The organism is Thermoleptolyngbya oregonensis NK1-22, assembly GCF_032705245.1.
GTDB lineage: Bacteria > Cyanobacteriota > Cyanobacteriia > Elainellales > Elainellaceae > Thermoleptolyngbya > Thermoleptolyngbya sichuanensis.
The window spans coordinates 999321-1016650 of sequence record NZ_CP053540.1; the positions used below are offsets into that span (position 1 = coordinate 999321).

The window sequence follows — 17330 nt, forward strand, 5'->3', positions numbered from 1 at the left end:
CAGTAGCGGTAAAAATTTTCGGTCGCTTGCTCAGCGGCTTCTGGAATTGCTGCCTGAGACGGTGTGGATCGTAGTGTGTAGGAGTGGATCGTAGATCTGTAGCAGGGTTGCTCATTTCGGTTAATTTTTGTCTCGATCTTCTCCAGGCAAACCGAAATTTCCGATATCAAAAATGTAAGACAGCTTGAGCATTTCCACTCGCTTCAAAAGGTAGGCTCAGATGCGATGAAAATAGCCAAACAGCACGGTGTGCCCTTGAGCGTCGCCTATCAGGATTCCGAGCAACTCATCCTCAAGACTCGTTCGTTTCGGAGTCTTCGGATATTGGGATTCTTGATTATATCAGGCGTATTACTTCCTCTCTTATCTGCCTTGATACCTCCAATTCCGAGCAATACGGAACTAATGTGCGATCGCCCAACCTTGGAAACTACGCGCTGCCAGAAAACCCAATTCATTGGCTCCCTCCCAATTTATCGACATTCTGTTGAACTTCAGTCCTCGAATCAGCTAGAAGTCCAGGTTACTGTTTTGCAACTATCGGACAACTTTAACTTGGAAATACCAAGCGACTTCTATGAAGTCCGGATTTCAATAGGGGAGATGAGTTCAAGCACAGAAACCCGGGTTGGTTTAGAAACTTCACCAGCCTTGAAACTCGCTGACCCCCATATAGAAATGCGAGTTGGACTTTGGAAAAATCCTGACGAAGCGAGAGCAATCGCTGACAAGATTCAGCGCTTTCTCACAAACCCTGCCCAATCGTCCCTGCGCGATATCCATCCTCCCATATCTTGGATGGAGCGAGATATCGAATACTTGCAACGTGCATTCCTTTCACTCTGTCACCTCTTCTACCCTGTTTGGGGAATTCTAATAGGTCCTTCAACACTACTCCTTAGCCTTCGTCAGGGATATTGTAAATTCGATCGATTGACAGGTAAGTTATCTTTCCGACCCTTATTTGGAAAAGCTACTAAAACCGTGCCTCTGTCAGATATTGAATCAATCGCCATTGAAGAGTTTCAATGGGTCTCATCCAGCAGGGGTTATCGTTATCGAATCGTTGCCCTGACCAAAACAGGCAAACGGCTGCCAATAGAATTGGCTTTTGTAGATTCAAATCTTTCGATCAGGCAGGAAACGACTAAGGCAATTCGAGATTTTTTAGACCTGCCTCCTGTTCAAATCATAGCCCCAGGAAGTAATTCACTTTATGTAGGGCAATAGGAAGGGCTTAACGCGAATTGATCGATGTAAGCTCTTGCAGTCCTGCTTAATTTTTCTTTCCAACTTCTAATATAGACTCAAAGATCTCTTCAGAGAACTCAGAATTGCCAATATAAAAAGCACAAGAAATCTCGATCATTCTCGTTTGCTTCAAAAGGTAGGCTTAGATGCAATGACAACAGCTAAAAAACAAGATGGTCTGCTAAAAGTGACTCGCAAGGATTCCCAGCGACTAGTCATGAAGACGCAGCCATTGCCGCTTCTGCGGATATTAGGATTCTTGCTTTTCTCAGGTGGAATTCTGCTGGGTTTATCCACCGTGATGTCTCCGAACTTAGGTAAAACCGAGCTGACGTGCGATCGCCCAAACTTAGAAACGACCCGCTGTCAGAAAACTCAATCTATCGGCTCATTTCCGATTTATCAGCATTCTGTTGAAATTCAATCCATGAGTATGCCAGGGGTTGACATCACGGTTTTAACAACATGGGATTCTCTCTACAAGACTCGCATTTGGCTGTCCGGTCGTCATTCCAGTAAAACAACTTGGCTTGGGGTAGAAAGTATGCCAACCTTAAGCTCTGATGGCTCTAGTCTGGAAATGCAAATCGGATTCTGGAGAGATTTCTATGAAGCTGAGGCGATCGCCAACGAAATTCAGCGTTTTTTGGGAAACCCGGCTCAGCCCTCTCTTAGAGTCATTTCTCCCTCTATATCTTGGATGCAAGCATATAATCAACGCTTACGTAGCATAGCATTTGGCCTGCAACCAACATTTATCGTCCTATTCAGCATGTTCGGACTGGCATTCATGAGTCTTCGCCAAGGGTATTATAAGTTTGATCGGTTGACTGGTCAGCTATATTACCAATCAATGTTTGCGTGGCAAAAAGAAAAAACGCTCCCGCTGGCAGAGATTAAATCAGTTGCCATTGAGGAATGGACTGCACCATCGGCAGATGGTACTTTTAGAAATCGTTGTGACATCGATTGGTATTATCGAATCGTCATTCTAACCAAAACGGGTGAGCGATTGCCAATAGAATCCGCAGGGCTAAACCTTGAGCAAAGGCAGGAAACGGCTGAAGCTATCCGAGAGTTTCTGGCCTTGCCTCCAGTCCAAAGTTTGCCTCGGATCAGGTCAAGAAATATTCGCAACACCTGAAGCTTTTTGCCCGTAGAATGCTGCACGTATTCAGTTGGGTTTAAGCAGTTCTACGCCGTCACGCCCGTCGATTTCTTGCAAAAAGACCTTCACTTTTTCGTCCTTTGCGGTGGGCAATTCCTTCCCTGTGAAATCGGGGTGAATTGGCAAATCTCGATGGCCCCGATCGACCAGCACGGCCAGCAGGATCTTCTCAGGGCGGCCATATTCCGTTACGGCGTTTAGCGCGGCGCGAATCGTGCGTCCCCGATAGATCACGTCGTCTACTAGCACGATGACCTTATCCGTCAGGTCGAAAGGAATGTCGGTCTTTTCTGGCGTTCGCAGGTCGATCTGGTCGAGGTCGTCGCGCCAGAAGGTGATGTCCAGATGTCCTACGGGAATCTTCACGCCCTCCAGGGCTTCGATTTGTCGGCCCAGCAGTTCTGCCAGCGGCACACCCCGCGTAAAAATGCCCACCAGCACCAGCTTCGACAGGTCGCCAGCCCGCTCTACAATCTGCGAAGCAAGGCGGTTGACCGTGCGGCGAACTTCATCGGGCGAGAGGATTTCGATGACTTCGGGGGGCATGGGCTGGAGAGTGAGAAAGAGTGGACAGGGGTTAGACGATAACTTAAACGATTCACTTAAACGATTCACTTAGACGCTTACACGGCTAAAGCCTAACTTCTGAACCCTAACCCTTGTTCTCTGAAGAGGCAAGCGGGCAACAGGCGATCGCCCAAAAAATCGCCCCACATCGAACACACCGAGCCTTAGCCCAGCCTGCAACTGTGACACTGTGACCTGAATGTAACCTGAAGTGACCTAACTGCTAGCGGCTGTCGATCTTTGCTTCCAGAAACTCCTCGATTTCGTCGGGCAAGACGGAGAGAAAATCATAGCCCGTAATATTTTCAATCGTGTCTACCGATTCGCGATAGTCGCGCCAATTGTTGTCCTTAATGCCCATGTCGTTGGGCATGATGACCGTGATGACGCGAGTATCTGTGCCGATGTCTTCGAGGGTTTGCCCTGGATTCAGCACTACGGCGATTTTCCAGGTGGCGGCGGGGACGGAGATGGGGTTGCTGCTCCGGCCAATGGTGGTGCGGGGGCCGTTGCGGGCTGTGCCGCCTTCGCCTGCGCCGCCTGCGATGATGTAGAGCGTGTGTCCCCGGCGGGCCAAGGTGCGGCAATAGCTTTCCAGTCCTTCCCAGGGGCCCTGGTTGTTGTCGGGGGATTGGGGGATGATGTTGGTCATCCAGAAGACGGACTGGCTATCTTCGGGGCGGGCGTTGCGGTCGGCGGCGGGCAACAGGTGTCCCCGGTCAAACCCGCTGCCGGTGTAGTCGTTGGTGGTGACGCGATACCAGCCTTGGGGCAAAGACGGATCGGGCATGAAGGGCGATCGCGGCAATCGACCCAGCCAGCTTGCGTCAAGCTGCCAGCTCACCCAATTGGCGATATTTTTGCCCCGGTTGTAGGACAGGGCGTATTGCGGCCGCACGATCAGGTAATTATTTTCATTCCGAGTTTCGGCGGTCGCTTCGCTGGGGTTTCCCAGCGCCAAGTGTACCGAGTCGATGGTGGGAGCGGGCAGCAACACCTGGGCCGCCAGTTGGGCACAGCCCGCCGCCAGAGAACCTGCCAGCAAAAGGCCCAGTCCGGCACTCACGGCTCGTTTAAGTCGTTTTCGAGGCTTGAAGATTGTGTTCCAATTCAGCATGGCGTTTCCCCCTTGGTTGCCCTGGTTCTGCATCCCGCCTGTATCCGCCTGTATCCGCGTCCTGTTTGTTTCCCTGGCTTCACAGTCCAGAATACCCAGGGCAGACGGCGGGCTAGCGCTGGGGTGGGTCTGGAGACGAAGCTGGAGCTGTGGCAGTTTCCAAAGCCGTCAGGTAGGCGATCGCCTCTTCTCGGCAGGTGCCACACATCTCCTCTAATGGCTGCAAGTGGTTGCAAAAGGCAGGGCGCTCTGGCTTGCCAAACAACTTGCAGCGGTTATCTTCGGTCAACTGTACACAGCGTACTCCGGCGGGTTTGCCGTTTGGCATACCCGGCAGGGGACTATTGATCGAAGGCGCGATGCAGCAGGCAGCACAGTCGGGGCGGCAGTTCATGGCATCGAGCTTGGCGGCAAGGGCTAAACGGGCCTCAGCGCGGCAAGGGGCGGGTCGGGCGCGTCGGGCGGTGGGGCGGTGGGGGGGCAAATCGGAATTTCCAGGATGAACGTGGTGCCTTTGCCCAGCGTCGAGTGGCACTCCAGCGTTCCCTGGTGCTGCTGCACGATGGTCTGATAGGCGATGGAAAGCCCCAGCCCGTAGCCCTGGCCAACGCTTTTGGTGGTGAAGAAGGGGTCAAAAATCTTGGGCTGGAGGTGGGCAGGGATGCCGGGGCCCGTGTCGGCAATCGCCACGCGCACCCAGGGCTGATCTAGGGGCGAGTGCCAGAAGGATTCGGTGGTGAGGGTGATGATCCGGGGGCGATCGCCAACGGATTCCATCGCCTCCAGCGCGTTTTTAATAATGTGGAAAAAGACCTGATTCAGCCGACTCGGAAAGCATTCCACAGGCGGCAAATCGCCATAGCAACGGCAAATTTCCACATCTGCGGGAATGGAATGCTGTAGAAGCTTAAGCGTACTTTCCAGACCCTCGTGCAGATCCACCACCTTGCGGTTTGCCTCATGCACCCGCGAGAAATTGCGAAGCGACAGCACAATTTCCCGAATTCGACTGGCTCCCGCCCGCATGGAGTCGAGAATTCGGGGCAAGTCTTCTAGCACAAAGTCTGGCTCGATTTCCTCCAGCAAGTCTCGCAGCTTTTCGGTGCTTTGGGGATAGCTGGCCTGATAAGCCGTCAGCAGCCGCAGCAGGTCTTTGACATAGCGCTCCACGAAGGGGATATTGCCGTAGATGAAGCTGATGGGGTTGTTGATTTCGTGGGCGATCCCCGATACCAGTTGCCCCAAGCTGGACATTTTCTCACTCTGGATCAGGTGTGCCTGGGTTTGCTGGAGATTCAGCAGGGCTTCGCTAAGGCGCTCGGCCTGAGCGGCGCTTTCCTGGGCCTGCTGGCGAGTTTTGGCGTAGAGATGGGCCTGCTGGATCGAGATCGCAAGCTGGTCGGCGACGGCCTGGGCAAGCTTTTGGTCGTCTCGCGTCCAGTAGCGGATATGCGAACACTGGTTCAAATACAAGATAGCCTGTAGCGTGCCGTTTGCCTGGACGGGCACCACCAGCGATGACTGAATCTGGGCTAGGCGATATTCCTGATTGTCGGTTCCGATGCGGGGGTCTTGGGTAATGTCTGAAATGACGACCTGCTGACGGTTTTCGATGACCCATCGAGTAATCGGGCCGTCGGTGTCAAAGTCTGCAATGGTAGACGGGAAGGGTTCGCGGCAGACCTCAAAGAGATGCTTGCGGCGAAACCTGTTATATCCTTCCCCGCGATCGCCCAAGGAGTCGCCCAGACCATCAGGATGGGAATTTCCTAACTCCTCTGCAACATCGGTTAGCTCATCGGGCGCTTCCACCAGATGCACCAGACAGCGATCCACCTCCAGCGCGTTTAGCAGTTGGGCGATCGCCCGTTTCAGGATCTTTTTGACATCTAAACTCTGGCGCGTTTGTGCGGTAATCTGGTTCACCAGTCGCTCGCGCCGCGCCTGCTTTTGTAAGCGGTCGTATAGCTGTGCTTGGCGGATTGCCATCTCAAGCGGCTGGGCGATCGCCTGCATCAGTTCTACGGTGTCTGGCGACCAGTGCTGCCGAGTCGAGTCCAAGCAAACTAGGTATCCCCGCGAGTGTTCCTGCCCTTCGACGGGGATCATTAGCACCGCCGCATCGCCAAACAGGGGCCCGGGGGGGTCGATAGGGCAGCTTTGCATTCCGGGTTGCAGACCCAGCAATCCATTGGGGCGATTGCTGGCGTTGCCGGGTCGCAGGATTAGCCCACCGTGGTCGATGGCGCTGGCTAGGTCGCCAAACTTCGTCAGGGGAAAATGCCCGATACCGCCCGATGGCGTGCTGTTGGATAGCGTGCTGTTGGATAGCGTGCTGCCAGACAGCGTGCGATCGCCCGCTTCGCAGACGATCTGTACCCGCTGAATGTCTTGAAAGTACCAGAGGAACAGACAGCACTCGACGGGCAATTGCGCCACCACTTCTTCCACTGCGGTTTGCAGCACCACAGACAGTTCCAGAGAACTGCGGATGCGATCGCCGATCTGGCGTACCAGAGTGGTCTGCTGAATAAATGATGAATCGTAATGAGAAGCCTGTGGACGAAAATAGCGCAACCAGACCACGGTTTTTCAGTAAATACAATAATTAGGGTTTAGAAAAAAGCACCCAGAAATTCCAAGCGCTGCATGGATTTCAGCAAAAACCTGGAATCGACTGTCTATATACAAAAACCCTATTCATACTAAAGGGTTCAATCTATTCGCCAACACCGTGTTTCTACGTCTTGTCTACGGCTCTGGCTGACAAGGCAAGGATGAGCTTTGGCTCGACACCGCCTTCCTGCGCGGAAGTTTAGAAGCGGCCACCATCTTCTTGATAGCCGTCACAACGCTTTCTCGATGTGGCTAAGACACACGCTCCTGAAACTCAGATTGGAAACCAATGACAAGTTCCTGTGCGACGGCTTGCCCCACAAAAAGCTGACAGACGCTTCCGCAAAACTCAACTTTCTGGAAACGCACCGAGAGAAAAATTGTTGAGAGTTTTCCAGCGTAAATTCTGTGAAAGCACAGGCGAAGCTAAATCCAAATCGCATCCAAAATTCTGGGTTATGCCAGGCAGGCGTTACCAGAAATTGCTTGCTGATCAAGCCGGAAACGAACCGGAGCCTTCCTGCGATCGCCGGATAGTGCAAGCCCTGATGTCCTTAATGTATCGCAGGGGGCGATCGCCTCTGTGTATCTAATGTGGCAAACTTGCAAGATTTGGTGTACCTAATGTGGCAAATTTGCAAGATTTGTTGATCTGGATCACCGCGATCCAGGACTTAGATCAGTGCTACGCAATAGCAGCGTCACCCCAAACCTTCCGCAAAATCACGCAAAACTGCCCGGACTATCACCGTAAAAACCAAGGATTCAACCGATATTAGAAGAGTAGATGTTCCCCCCTGCCTCCTATGAAATCGTCCACCCCTGCGCCCGACCTTTCCTCTACCCTGCTTGAGCAAATCGTAGACCACATCTTTGCCACCCGCTGCATTTCTCGGCGAGATCAGCAGAGCTTCATGCGCGTGGCGCTGGGAGAAACGATGCTCAATCCCAAGGATCGGGCCCTGGTGGATCGGGTGTTTGAGGCACTGCGCCGGGGAATGCTGCGAGTGGTCGATTAGCTCCGGCAGGTTTGAACCACGCTGGTCTGCTCTTGTCAGCAGCTTGGCAATTCTGGTGAATCGCCCAGAGTAGACTGGGGAAAGTTTCGCCACACGACTTTCCTGCTATGCCTGAATCTGCGCCTGAATCTGCTTCTGCATTGCTGTTGCGCCGGGGTCGGTTGCTGCATCCCGATCGCCCCGCTGAATTGGTCGATATTGCCATCGAAGACGGCACCATCACGGCGATCGCCCCACAACTCCCGCCCGCCGCTCCGCATCAGACCGAGCTAGCGCTACAGGAGCAAATTGTCAGTCCACCCTTTGTGGAGTCGCACATTCACCTAGATTCGGCCATGACGGTGGGCGATCCCCGCTGGAACCAGAGCGGCACGCTGTTCGAGGGGATTGAAATTTGGCGGGAGCGCAAGCAATCGCTGACGCTGGAAGACGTGACCGAACGGGCGATCGCCACCCTGAAGCAGCAGGCTCAGCAGGGCGTGCTGTTTGTCCGCAGCCATGCCGACGTGAGCGAACCCACGCTGACGGCGCTGAAGGGACTGCTAGCAGCCCGCGAGGCCGTAAAAGACTGGATGACGCTGCAAGTGGTTGCCTTTCCGCAGGATGGCGTGTACGGTAGCCCGAAAAACGAGACGCTACTGGAAGAGGCGCTGCTGATGGGGGCCGATGTGGTCGGCGGCATTCCCCACTACGAGCTAACGCGAGAAGACGGCGTGCAGTCGATTCACAAGATTTTTGAACTGGCCGTCCAATATGACCGACTGATCGACGTGCATTGCGACGAAATCGACGATGAGCAGTCCCGGTTTCTGGAAGTGATTGTGGCCAATGCGATTCGCACGGGCATGGGCGATCGCGTCACCGCTAGCCACACCACCGCGTTCCATTCCTACAACAATGCCTATGCCTTCAAGCTGATGGGCTTCTTGCAGCGAACCTGCATCAACTTCGTCGCCAATCCGCTGATTAACATCACCTTGCAGGGACGTGCCGACACCTATCCCAAGCGGCGCGGCGTGACGCGGGTCAAGGAACTTTGGCAGCAGGGGCAAAACGTCAGCCTCGGCCATGACTGTGTGCAAGACCCGTGGTATTCCCTGGGCACGGGCAATATGCTCGACGTGGCCAGCATGGCGGTTCACATCTGCCAAATGACGGGGATGCCGGAAATCGATGCCTGCTACAACATGGTGACGTGGAACGGCGCAAAGACGCTGCATGTGGAAGACCAGTACGGCATTGCGGTGGGCAAACCTGCAAACCTGATTGTGCTAGACGCGGGCGATCGCTACGATGCCATCCGCCGCCGCGCCACGATCCGATACGTCATCTCACGGGGCAGGCTCATCGCCCAGACAGAACCGCCGCAACCGCAGTGGAAACTTTAGGGGCAACTTTAGGGACAACTTTCGCCTGGATTCACCAAATCACCAAATTTGTAAGAATTGCTCTCGTCGAACTGAGTTTGGGGTGTCAAGATCGTAGAGCAGGATGGATTGTGGAACGCTACGGTGGAACTCATGCCAGATCAACGCCGCTCGATCGCCCAGCACTTTCACGATCGCACCAAATATGATCCCACGACGCTGGCCAGCAAGACCCAACAGCTTGACTGGCGCAACCAGCCTATTCCCTTTAAGGAATACAAAATCGGCACAGCCTATGACCTGAAACCCTACCTCAACGCCGAACCCGCCCTAGACAACGGCGACAAGCAGTGGCAGCGGATTGCTCGCTTCCTGTTTTGCAGCTATGGGCTGACGGTGAAAATGACCATGCTGAATGGGGAAGCGGTCTATCTGCGGGCGGCTCCGTCGGCGGGTGGGCTATACCCGGCCGAGGTCTACCTGATTTCGCGGGGCACGCCCCAGCTTCCAGCAGGGCTGTATCATTACCAGACCCAGACCAATTCGCTGCTGCACTTTTGGGAAACGGAAGCCTGGAAGCCGCTTCAGGAAGCCTGTTTCTGGCATCCGGCGCTGGACGCGACCCAGATGGCGCTGGTGGTGACGGTGGTGTTTGGACGATCGGCCTGGCGCTATCAAGACCGGGCCTATCGCCGAATTCTTCTAGATTCTGGGCATTTGTTGGGCAACATCGAACTGGCAGGGGCCATCAACGACTATCGCCCCCACCTGATTGGTGGCTTTCGCGATGAGGCGGTGAACCAGTTGATGTATCTGGACGCGGCGCAAGAAGGGGCGATCGCCATTGTTCCCCTAGCCGACCTGTGGGATATCGACCAAAACCTGCCGCCCACCTCGACGGCGCTCCCTTCCGCCATCCAGACCGACTATCCTGACATTCCCGACGGCAGGCTGCTGAGCTACATGCACCAGATGACGCAAATCAGCGGCGATCCGGTCCCCGATCGCCTGCCCGCCGCCCGCGCCAACAGCGAGCCGGATCAATACAACTTTCCGTTTTGCCTGAAGGTGTCAATGGAAAGCGGGGCGATCGCCTGGGGCGATCATCTGTCAGAGCTAGAAAAGACCATGCTCAAGCGTCGCTCCACCCGCGCCTACAGCGGGGCCGACCTGACACTGGAAGAACTGCGTCTGCTGCTCGATTTTACCTACCAACCCGCTCACTATCTGGATCAGGGCCTCGACCGATCGCCCGACTATTTCGACCTCAGCCTGATCGAAACCTTCATCGCCATTTCCGGCGTAGAGGGGCTGGAAGAAGGCTGCTACTACTACGCACCCAGGGCCCAAGAACTCCGCCAGATTCGCTTCAAAAACTTTCGGCGAGAGCTACACACCCTCTGTCTGGGGCAAGACCTGGGCCGCGATGCGGCGGCGGTGCTGTTTCACACGGCAGATTTGCAGCGGGCGGTATCCCAGTATGGCGATCGCGCCTATCGCTACCTGCACATGGATGCGGGCCATTTGGGCCAGCGCCTCAATCTGGCGGCCGTGCGATTAGGGCTAGGAGTCAGCGGCATCGGCGGATTTTTTGACGACCAGGTGAACGAAGTGCTGGGCATTCCCCCCGATGAGGCTGTGCTGTACATTACGACACTCGGCCGGGGTCGAGCCAGCGAGTAATTCTAAAGAGAAATCCAAGAGAGGAGTCCAAGTTGGTCGCAAAAGCTATCACAAAATGCTTTTGCACAGTGAGCCTTGGCATAGTAAAATAAGAGACTGGACTGCGGCAAGTTTTTGTGAATTACCCCAGGAGCAAATAGTTCAAGCATGGTTAAGCTGCGTTTAAAGCGGTACGGCAAAAAGTTTGAGGCGAGCTACCGGATCGTTGCGGTGAAGAGTACGTCTCGTCGCGATGGTCGTCCGCTAGAAGAGTTGGGCTTTTACAATCCCCGGAGCGATGAAGTAAAGCTCAATGTGCCTGCTATCATCAAGCGTCTGAAAGAGGGCGCTCAGCCGACGGATACCGTCCGCCATATCCTCGAAAAGCAAAACGTTTTTGAACAGCTTAAGGCTCAGTGAGGTCGTGTCCGACGCAACTGCTCCCGATTTGCCAGATTCTGCTGCGACTCCTGATTACGTAGGAGTCGTGAGGTTTTTACTGGAGCCATTTTTGGAATCGCCAGCATCACTAAAGGTCGATTGTGAGGTGCTGCCTCGCAATTCCAGGGTCTTGGTGCGTGTTGCGTTTGACGGCGAAGATCGGGGGCGGGTGTACGGTCGCGGCGGACGCAACATTCAAGCCATTCGCACCGTGTTGCAGGGAATTGCGCGAGCCTCTGGCTACTCTCTTCATCTGGATGTGTTTGGTGGGCAGCCTGCTGGACGAGACGAGGGCGGGCGGGAAGCTCCGTCTGACCGTCGTTCTGGCTCTGCCAAGCCGATGCCCCGTCGATCGCGCCCTCGATAATGCCCGATATTGCCTAACAATGCCCGACGCTGCGCCTTCAAATTTCTTCAAATTTTGAGGCGCGTTTTGAGTTTTGAGCCTAACGTTTTGAGCCTAACTTCAATCCTCTCGCTTTCGCCTATGCCCTTCTATCCTGACCCGCTGCATGGGTAATTCTGCCATTGTTCCGTTTCCCAGCCCCGAAAGCGCGATCGCCCTTGCGGGCTACCAGGAAGAAAACCTGAAGCTGCTGGCTCGTCAGACGGGGGCAACGGTTGTGATGCGGGGACAGGAGCTCCTGATTTCAGGAACCGAGAGCCAGGTTGAACTGTGTGAGAAACTGGTGCGATCGCTCGAACCCTACTGGGGAGCAGGCAAAGCCGTCACCCTAGCAGACATTTTCACCGCGCGTCAGGCGCTCGACACTCGTCGGCAAGGGGATTTAGAGGAACTCCAGCGAGACGTGCTGGCCCGCACTCGCCGGGGTGACGAGATTCGCGCCAAAACGTTTCGCCAGCGGCAATATGTCCAGGCTATTCGCACCCATGACCTGACCTTTTGCATCGGCCCGGCGGGAACCGGGAAGACGTTTTTGGCGGCAGTGCTAGCGGTGCAGGCGCTGTTGTCTAATCAGGTGGAGCGGCTGATTCTCACCCGCCCAGCCGTGGAAGCTGGAGAGCGGCTCGGCTTTTTGCCGGGCGATTTGCAGCAAAAAATTGACCCATACCTGCGTCCGCTTTACGACGCGCTGTATGAACTCATCGACCCCGAAAAAATTGCCGGACTGATGGAACGCGGCGTGATCGAGGTTGCGCCCCTGGCCTACATGCGCGGGCGCACGCTAAACAATGCTTTTATCATCCTCGACGAAGCGCAAAATACCACGCCCGCCCAGATGAAAATGGTGCTGACCCGGCTGGGCTTTCGTTCCAAGATGGTGGTCACGGGCGACGTGACGCAGACCGACTTGCCCGTGAATCAGCAGTCTGGATTGGCGATCGCCGAAAAGATTCTGCGCCATGTTGAGGGCATCGCCTTTTGCAATCTTTCCAAGGCGGACGTGGTGCGCCATCCCTTGGTGCAGCGGATTGTGGCAGCTTACGAGCAGCATGAAGCGTAGTGGAGCGTTGAGGTCGTTGAGGTCGTTGAGGTTCGTTGAACGTAATTGAGGGTTGGCATCATCCCCTACACCCTACGACTCCGTTTCCTTTCGCGCCCGCTTCGCCTGAATCTTCCGCAGTTCTGCCAGAGTAGATGCTGGATCTGGCAGAGACTCTGCCTGGGACTGGGGCGGCTGGCTCAGGTGGAGCGGCGGCTGGGTGGCGGCGGGCAGCGTGGGCTGGGCGATGGGAGCGGGCAAAAAGGCGTTTTCTGGCAAGGAATGTGCTGAAGGCGAGAGAAATGCGACGGGCAAAGCCGGGTTGGGCGCGTAGGGGGCAATGGTGTGCGGGCTGGCAGGGATATTCTGGGGCCTGGGGTTTTGGGGACGAGAGGGCGATCGCCCTTCGGTTCGAGCGAGCCGCTGGCTCTGCGCCTTAGACTGGGCATGAACGCGCAGATAGCTCAAGTAATCCTGCGATTGGGGCGCTTGCGGGACTTGCGGCAATTGAGAACCCAGAGAACCCAGAGAACCCGGAGAACCCGGAGAACCCGGAGCGTGGCTAGCAGGGGGCGCGGGCGCAGACTCGGCGTTTGCAGCGGAGAGGGCTGCGTCTATCCAGGGCTGGCGGCTGCGCAGGGGTGGCAAACGCTCTGGGTCTTGGATAGAGTCGGAGGCGAAGGTGGCGATCGCCTCCAGTTCTGCGGCAATGGTGCTTCTGGCGGGCGATCGCAGTTTTTTGCGACCCATTGGCTGAGCAAGCGACTGGGGCTGCTGAAACCGCCGCGACAGCAGCAAACAGCATCCCGCACAACTCACCGCCAGCAGCCCAAAGGAGACGGCCGGAGACGCAGATCTTTGCCGATCGAGCCGGGTCGCCCGCAGCACGGCTTCTACCCCGGTCGGGTCGGGCTGCTCCTGCTGGGACGACAGTTCTGGATTCATCAGGCCCGTGACGGCAATGCCCGCACAGAGCAACGTGATCACCCAGACCCCGCTCCAGAAGATCGTGGGATGCTGATTTAACAACTTCCCCAAAAACCGGACAGGGGGTAGCGCAAGCACCGCAGAATTGCCTGAAGGGGACGCTGGGGGGGATAGCGGCAAGGTCGGGTCGGGCGGCAGCACTGCACTCGCGTCTTCGGTATTCGGGACTTCGGACTGGGGTGGGTCAATCGCCGCAGCGCCAGCAGACCACCCGACCGCAGGCCACTCCGCAGCCGAGGAATTCAGAAACCCTGAATCTGCGGGTTGTCCGTTGCCGATTTGCACGTCATGACCGTCTTCAGGCTGTTCTGCAAATTGTGCCTCGAATTGTGCCTCGAATTGTGCTTCAGGTTGTGCTGCAAACTCTGGCGCTGCTGAGCCGTGCGGAACCCTATTCATAGCTGTTGCGGAGCGCTACCGCTCTGTGGGGGAAATCTGCCTGCGGCAAACGCTATACAGGCGTATTGATTACCCGCTATTTTAAGCGCATCCCGCAAATCTCAACAGCAATTTTGCTCTGGCTTCTGCGTTTGCTATAGGGAGCCAGCAGGGGGACGAGAGGCGCAACACTCGTTCAAACCCAGACACGTTAGGCAATAAAACTTAAACCTTGATCTCGCCAGATGGCTACGTGGGAGTAGTACGCTGAAAATCAAACTATGAAAAGTCATTTCTCCTGCGCCCAAAAGGGTCGGCCCTGACCGCTCACGCTGGGACTGCATCTGTAGAGATGGCCTCCAGGATGATTAATCAGCTAAGGAAAAGCACTCATGGTTGAACGCGGTTCAAAAGTTCGGATTCTCCGCAAAGAATCTTATTGGTACAACGATGTCGGCACGGTTGCTTCGGTCGATCAAAGCGGCATCAAGTACCCGGTGATCGTCCGGTTTGACAAGGTGAATTACAACGGCTTCAGCGGCAGCGCTTCTGGTGTGAACACCAATAACTTCGCCCTCAGCGAACTAGAAGAAGTTGCGCCTGCACCCAAGTCTGCCAAAGCAAAGACGGCTGCGGTGCCCCCCAAAGCGCCTGAGCCGACCGATGCGCCCCACAAGGCCGAAGGCGAAGGCATGTCCTGATTACCAGGCACGGTCTGAAATTACACAAGTCCTGAATTACCCTAAATTACCAGGGCAGTTTCGGGTTTCCGAGAGGGGTTAGGTCGCTAATCTGTCTAGGAAACCCGAATTTTTAGCAGGACTCGGCAGCAGCAGGACTCGGCAGCAGCAGGATTCGACAGGAAAAGATCTCAGGATTCGGCAGGAAAGGATCTGTGAGTAGGACACCTCGCTTTTTTGCCCCGCTTTTTCGTCAGAGTTCGCTAGAGTTTGAGAACTAGGCGCGATCGCCCTCCTCTCGTTTTCTACTGGGCATCGCAACGGTTCTCCCCCATGCCCGAACTTCCCGAAGTAGAGACAGTCCGCCGAGGGCTAAACCAAACGACGCTGAGCCAGCCCATTGTCGGGGCGGATGTGCTGCTCGATCGCACGATCGCCCATCCCGCTTCGTCCCCTGAGTTCGTTGCAGGGCTACGGGGGCTGGCGATCGCCCAGTGGCGGCGGCGCGGCAAGTATTTGCTGGCGGAACTGGTGGACGCAGCCAACCAGCCCGCTGGCTATCTCGGTGTGCATCTGCGGATGACGGGGCAGTTGCTCTGGGTGGCGCAGGATGCTCCATTGCAAAAGCACTGTCGAGTGCGGCTGTTTTTTCCAGAGAACCGAGAACTACGGTTTGTAGATCAGCGCACCTTTGGGCAACTGTGGTGGGTTCCGGGCGATCGCCCGCCGGAATCCGTCATCACCGGACTGCAAGCCCTTGGCCCAGAGCCGCTTTCCGACGATTTTTCAGTAGACTATTTTGCCCGGTGGCTACGCGGCCGCCAGCGCCCTATTAAAAACGCCTTACTAGACCAATCCCTCGTCGCAGGCATTGGCAACATCTACGCCGACGAGGCCCTGTTTCTCAGCGGTATTCGCCCGCAGACCCTCTGCGCCCGACTGAAGCCGAAGCAAATTCAGCGGCTCCACCACGCCATTCGAGACGTGCTGCAAACGGCGATCGCCAACAAGGGCACCACCTTTAGCGACTTTCGTGACGTACAGGGCATCAATGGCAACTACGGCGGCGTGGCCTGGGTTTACAACCGCGACGGCGAACCCTGCCGCGTATGCAGCGCCCCGATCCTGCGGCTCAAGATGGCCGGGCGATCGGCGCACTATTGCAAGGCGTGTCAGCGGTGAGGGTCGAGTCTGGCTTGTTAAACGGGCGATTCGCTCAGCGCCTCAAACAAATCCGACAGCACGACATTGGAGAATAGGAAGCCCTCTGGGTCGGTCAGGCGAATGCGGGAGGGCGTTTGATCAACCCAGCCGCGCTGAAGGTGGGGTTGCAGGCAGGTGAGGATGCGGGCGATCGCCCCCTTGCCAAACTCCAGTTCTAGCCTGAGCAGATCCAGCCCGTCGGCCAGGCGCAGCCCCAGCATCAGCGTATCGAGTAGCCGTTCCTGGGGGGGCGTGGTGGGATGCGCCAGCCTGCCGCCTGCGGCCTCTAGTGTTTCCACCCACTGGAAATATTCGCGGCGGGTGCGGGGACGGCTAAAGCGCTGATGGTTCACGTAGCTGGCCGCGCCCATGCCAAAGCCGTAGTAGGGCCGATTTTCCCAGTAAACCCGGTTGTGGCGACACGAGTAGCCGGGGCGGGCGTAGTTCGAGATTTCGTAGTGCTGGAAGCCGCGCTGGGTCAACACCTGCTGGGCGAGGCGATACATCTGGGCGGTGGCTTCGTCGGTGGGGAGGGGCGCTTCGCCGGGCCGATAGCGCTGGGCAAAGGCCGTGCCCGGTTCCACCGTGAGGTCATAGATAGACAGGTGGGCGGGGTCGAGGGCGATCGCCCGATCCAGATTCTCCTGCCAGCGCTCCAGCGTCAGGTGCGGCAATCCCGAAATCAAGTCCAGGCTGTAGTTGTCTAGCCCAGCGCAACGAATCAGGTCTACCGCCAGGGGAATGTCTTCTGGCCGATGGGTGCGGCCGCAGGCTTGCAGCGAGTCTGCCTGAAACGACTGTACGCCCAGGCTGATGCGATTGACCCCGGCGGCCCTATAGCCCTGGACATGGCTCAGGTCAAAGGTTCCAGGGTCCATTTCCATTGAAATTTCTGCCTGCGTCGCGATGCCGAAGTGCTGATCGAGCCTCGTCAGCAGCCGATCGACCTGCGCCACCGACAGCAGCGAGGGCGTGCCGCCCCCAAAGAAGACGGTTTCCAGCGGCGATCGCCCGTCTTGCCCAGTGATCAGGATTTCTCGCTCCAGCACCTCGACATACTGGGCGATGGTTCCTGATGTTTCGCCACGAGCGCGATCGCCCACCACCGAAATCGGGAAGTCGCAATAAAAACAGCGGCGACGGCAAAAGGGAATATGGAGATAGGCCGCCGTTGGAAAGTCGTCTTGAGGTTTGGCTTTAGAAGCGGCAGGCGAAACTGTTGCGATCTGTTGGGCTGCCATTGCTAGAGGAATCTTCCGGTGTAAAATCGGGCGATATAATGGGCCTGTGAATGGGCCTGCGCGTGACGGGCTAACCCGCTGCATCGAGCTTAACGACAACTTCCGGGCTGGCTAGCCTAACGAGGCTCTCAAAGTCTCTCATCTGGCGATCGCCCCTCAGTGCGCCCCTCAGTGCGCCCCTCCGTCCG

15 protein-coding genes and 1 pseudogene are annotated in these 17330 nt (G+C 56.2%); 10 read left to right on the forward strand and 6 right to left on the reverse strand.

Annotation, left to right across the window (positions count from 1 at the left end; translation table 11 throughout):
* Positions 1–225 precede the first annotated feature (225 nt).
* Positions 226–1230, forward strand: coding sequence for a hypothetical protein (locus HNI00_RS04295; protein ID WP_316790989.1), 1005 nt, complete (start codon positions 226–228; stop codon positions 1228–1230).
* Between the two features lie 172 nt (positions 1231–1402).
* Positions 1403–2395 (forward strand): hypothetical protein, encoded by a 993-nt coding sequence (locus HNI00_RS04300; RefSeq protein WP_316790991.1) that lies wholly within the window; start codon positions 1403–1405, stop codon positions 2393–2395.
* Positions 2396–2425: 30 nt separating this feature from the next.
* Here the strand turns inward: HNI00_RS04300 and pyrR are convergent, their stop codons facing one another.
* From pyrR to HNI00_RS04320, 4 genes are all read right to left on the reverse strand, one after another.
* On the reverse strand, positions 2426–2965 hold the full coding sequence (gene pyrR, locus HNI00_RS04305) for a bifunctional pyr operon transcriptional regulator/uracil phosphoribosyltransferase PyrR (RefSeq protein WP_172353423.1): 540 nt from the start codon (positions 2963–2965) through the stop codon (positions 2426–2428).
* Between the two features lie 244 nt (positions 2966–3209).
* A complete protein-coding gene (locus HNI00_RS04310) occupies positions 3210–4052 on the reverse strand; it encodes a DNA/RNA non-specific endonuclease (RefSeq protein WP_316790992.1) in 843 nt (280 codons plus the stop codon).
* Positions 4053–4215: 163 nt separating this feature from the next.
* Positions 4216–4497, reverse strand: coding sequence for a YkgJ family cysteine cluster protein (locus HNI00_RS04315; RefSeq protein WP_420156302.1), 282 nt, complete (start codon positions 4495–4497; stop codon positions 4216–4218).
* A 23-nt stretch (positions 4498–4520) separates the two neighbouring features.
* A complete protein-coding gene (locus HNI00_RS04320) occupies positions 4521–6689 on the reverse strand; it encodes a GAF domain-containing protein (RefSeq protein ID WP_316790997.1) in 2169 nt (722 codons plus the stop codon).
* An 836-nt stretch (positions 6690–7525) separates the two neighbouring features.
* On the opposite strand from HNI00_RS04320, the gene HNI00_RS04325 reads away from it, so the two are divergent.
* The 6 genes from HNI00_RS04325 to HNI00_RS04350 all read left to right on the forward strand — a co-directional run bounded on the left by HNI00_RS04325 (position 7526) and on the right by HNI00_RS04350 (position 12674).
* Positions 7526–7738 carry a hypothetical protein gene (locus tag HNI00_RS04325; RefSeq protein WP_297084954.1) on the forward strand — a complete coding sequence of 71 codons (213 nt, stop codon included), beginning with the start codon at positions 7526–7528 and terminating at the stop codon, positions 7736–7738.
* Positions 7739–7845: 107 nt separating this feature from the next.
* Positions 7846–9126, forward strand: coding sequence for a cytosine deaminase (gene codA, locus HNI00_RS04330; protein ID WP_316791000.1), 1281 nt, complete (start codon positions 7846–7848; stop codon positions 9124–9126).
* A 132-nt stretch (positions 9127–9258) separates the two neighbouring features.
* Positions 9259–10788, forward strand: coding sequence for a SagB/ThcOx family dehydrogenase (locus HNI00_RS04335; protein ID WP_316791002.1), 1530 nt, complete (start codon positions 9259–9261; stop codon positions 10786–10788).
* Positions 10789–10935: 147 nt separating this feature from the next.
* Positions 10936–11187, forward strand: a complete 252-nt coding sequence (gene rpsP, locus HNI00_RS04340) for a 30S ribosomal protein S16 (protein ID WP_068510770.1) — start codon at positions 10936–10938, stop codon at positions 11185–11187.
* A gap of 4 nt (positions 11188–11191) precedes the next feature.
* Positions 11192–11575 (forward strand): KH domain-containing protein, encoded by a 384-nt coding sequence (locus HNI00_RS04345; RefSeq protein WP_084782559.1) that lies wholly within the window; start codon positions 11192–11194, stop codon positions 11573–11575.
* Positions 11576–11720: 145 nt separating this feature from the next.
* Positions 11721–12674 carry a PhoH family protein gene (locus HNI00_RS04350; protein WP_316791006.1) on the forward strand — a complete coding sequence of 318 codons (954 nt, stop codon included), beginning with the start codon at positions 11721–11723 and terminating at the stop codon, positions 12672–12674.
* Positions 12675–12746: 72 nt separating this feature from the next.
* On the opposite strand, the gene HNI00_RS04355 is transcribed toward HNI00_RS04350, so the two are convergent.
* The gene (locus HNI00_RS04355) at positions 12747–14039 is read right to left on the reverse strand and encodes a hypothetical protein (protein WP_316791008.1); all 1293 of its coding nucleotides are present in this window, start codon (positions 14037–14039) and stop codon (positions 12747–12749) included.
* A gap of 371 nt (positions 14040–14410) precedes the next feature.
* Between HNI00_RS04355 and HNI00_RS04360 the strand changes: the two are divergent.
* A pseudogene (locus HNI00_RS04360) lies at positions 14411–14638 on the forward strand (photosystem I reaction center subunit IV); the annotation flags it as partial.
* A 393-nt stretch (positions 14639–15031) separates the two neighbouring features.
* On the forward strand, positions 15032–15880 hold the full coding sequence (locus tag HNI00_RS04365; protein WP_316791011.1) for a DNA-formamidopyrimidine glycosylase: 849 nt from the start codon (positions 15032–15034) through the stop codon (positions 15878–15880).
* A gap of 17 nt (positions 15881–15897) precedes the next feature.
* Here HNI00_RS04365 and hemW read toward each other — a convergent pair whose 3' ends face one another.
* Complete coding sequence (hemW, locus tag HNI00_RS04370; protein ID WP_316791012.1) at positions 15898–17142, reverse strand: radical SAM family heme chaperone HemW; 1245 nt, start codon at positions 17140–17142, stop codon at positions 15898–15900.
* Positions 17143–17330: the final 188 nt, after the last annotated feature.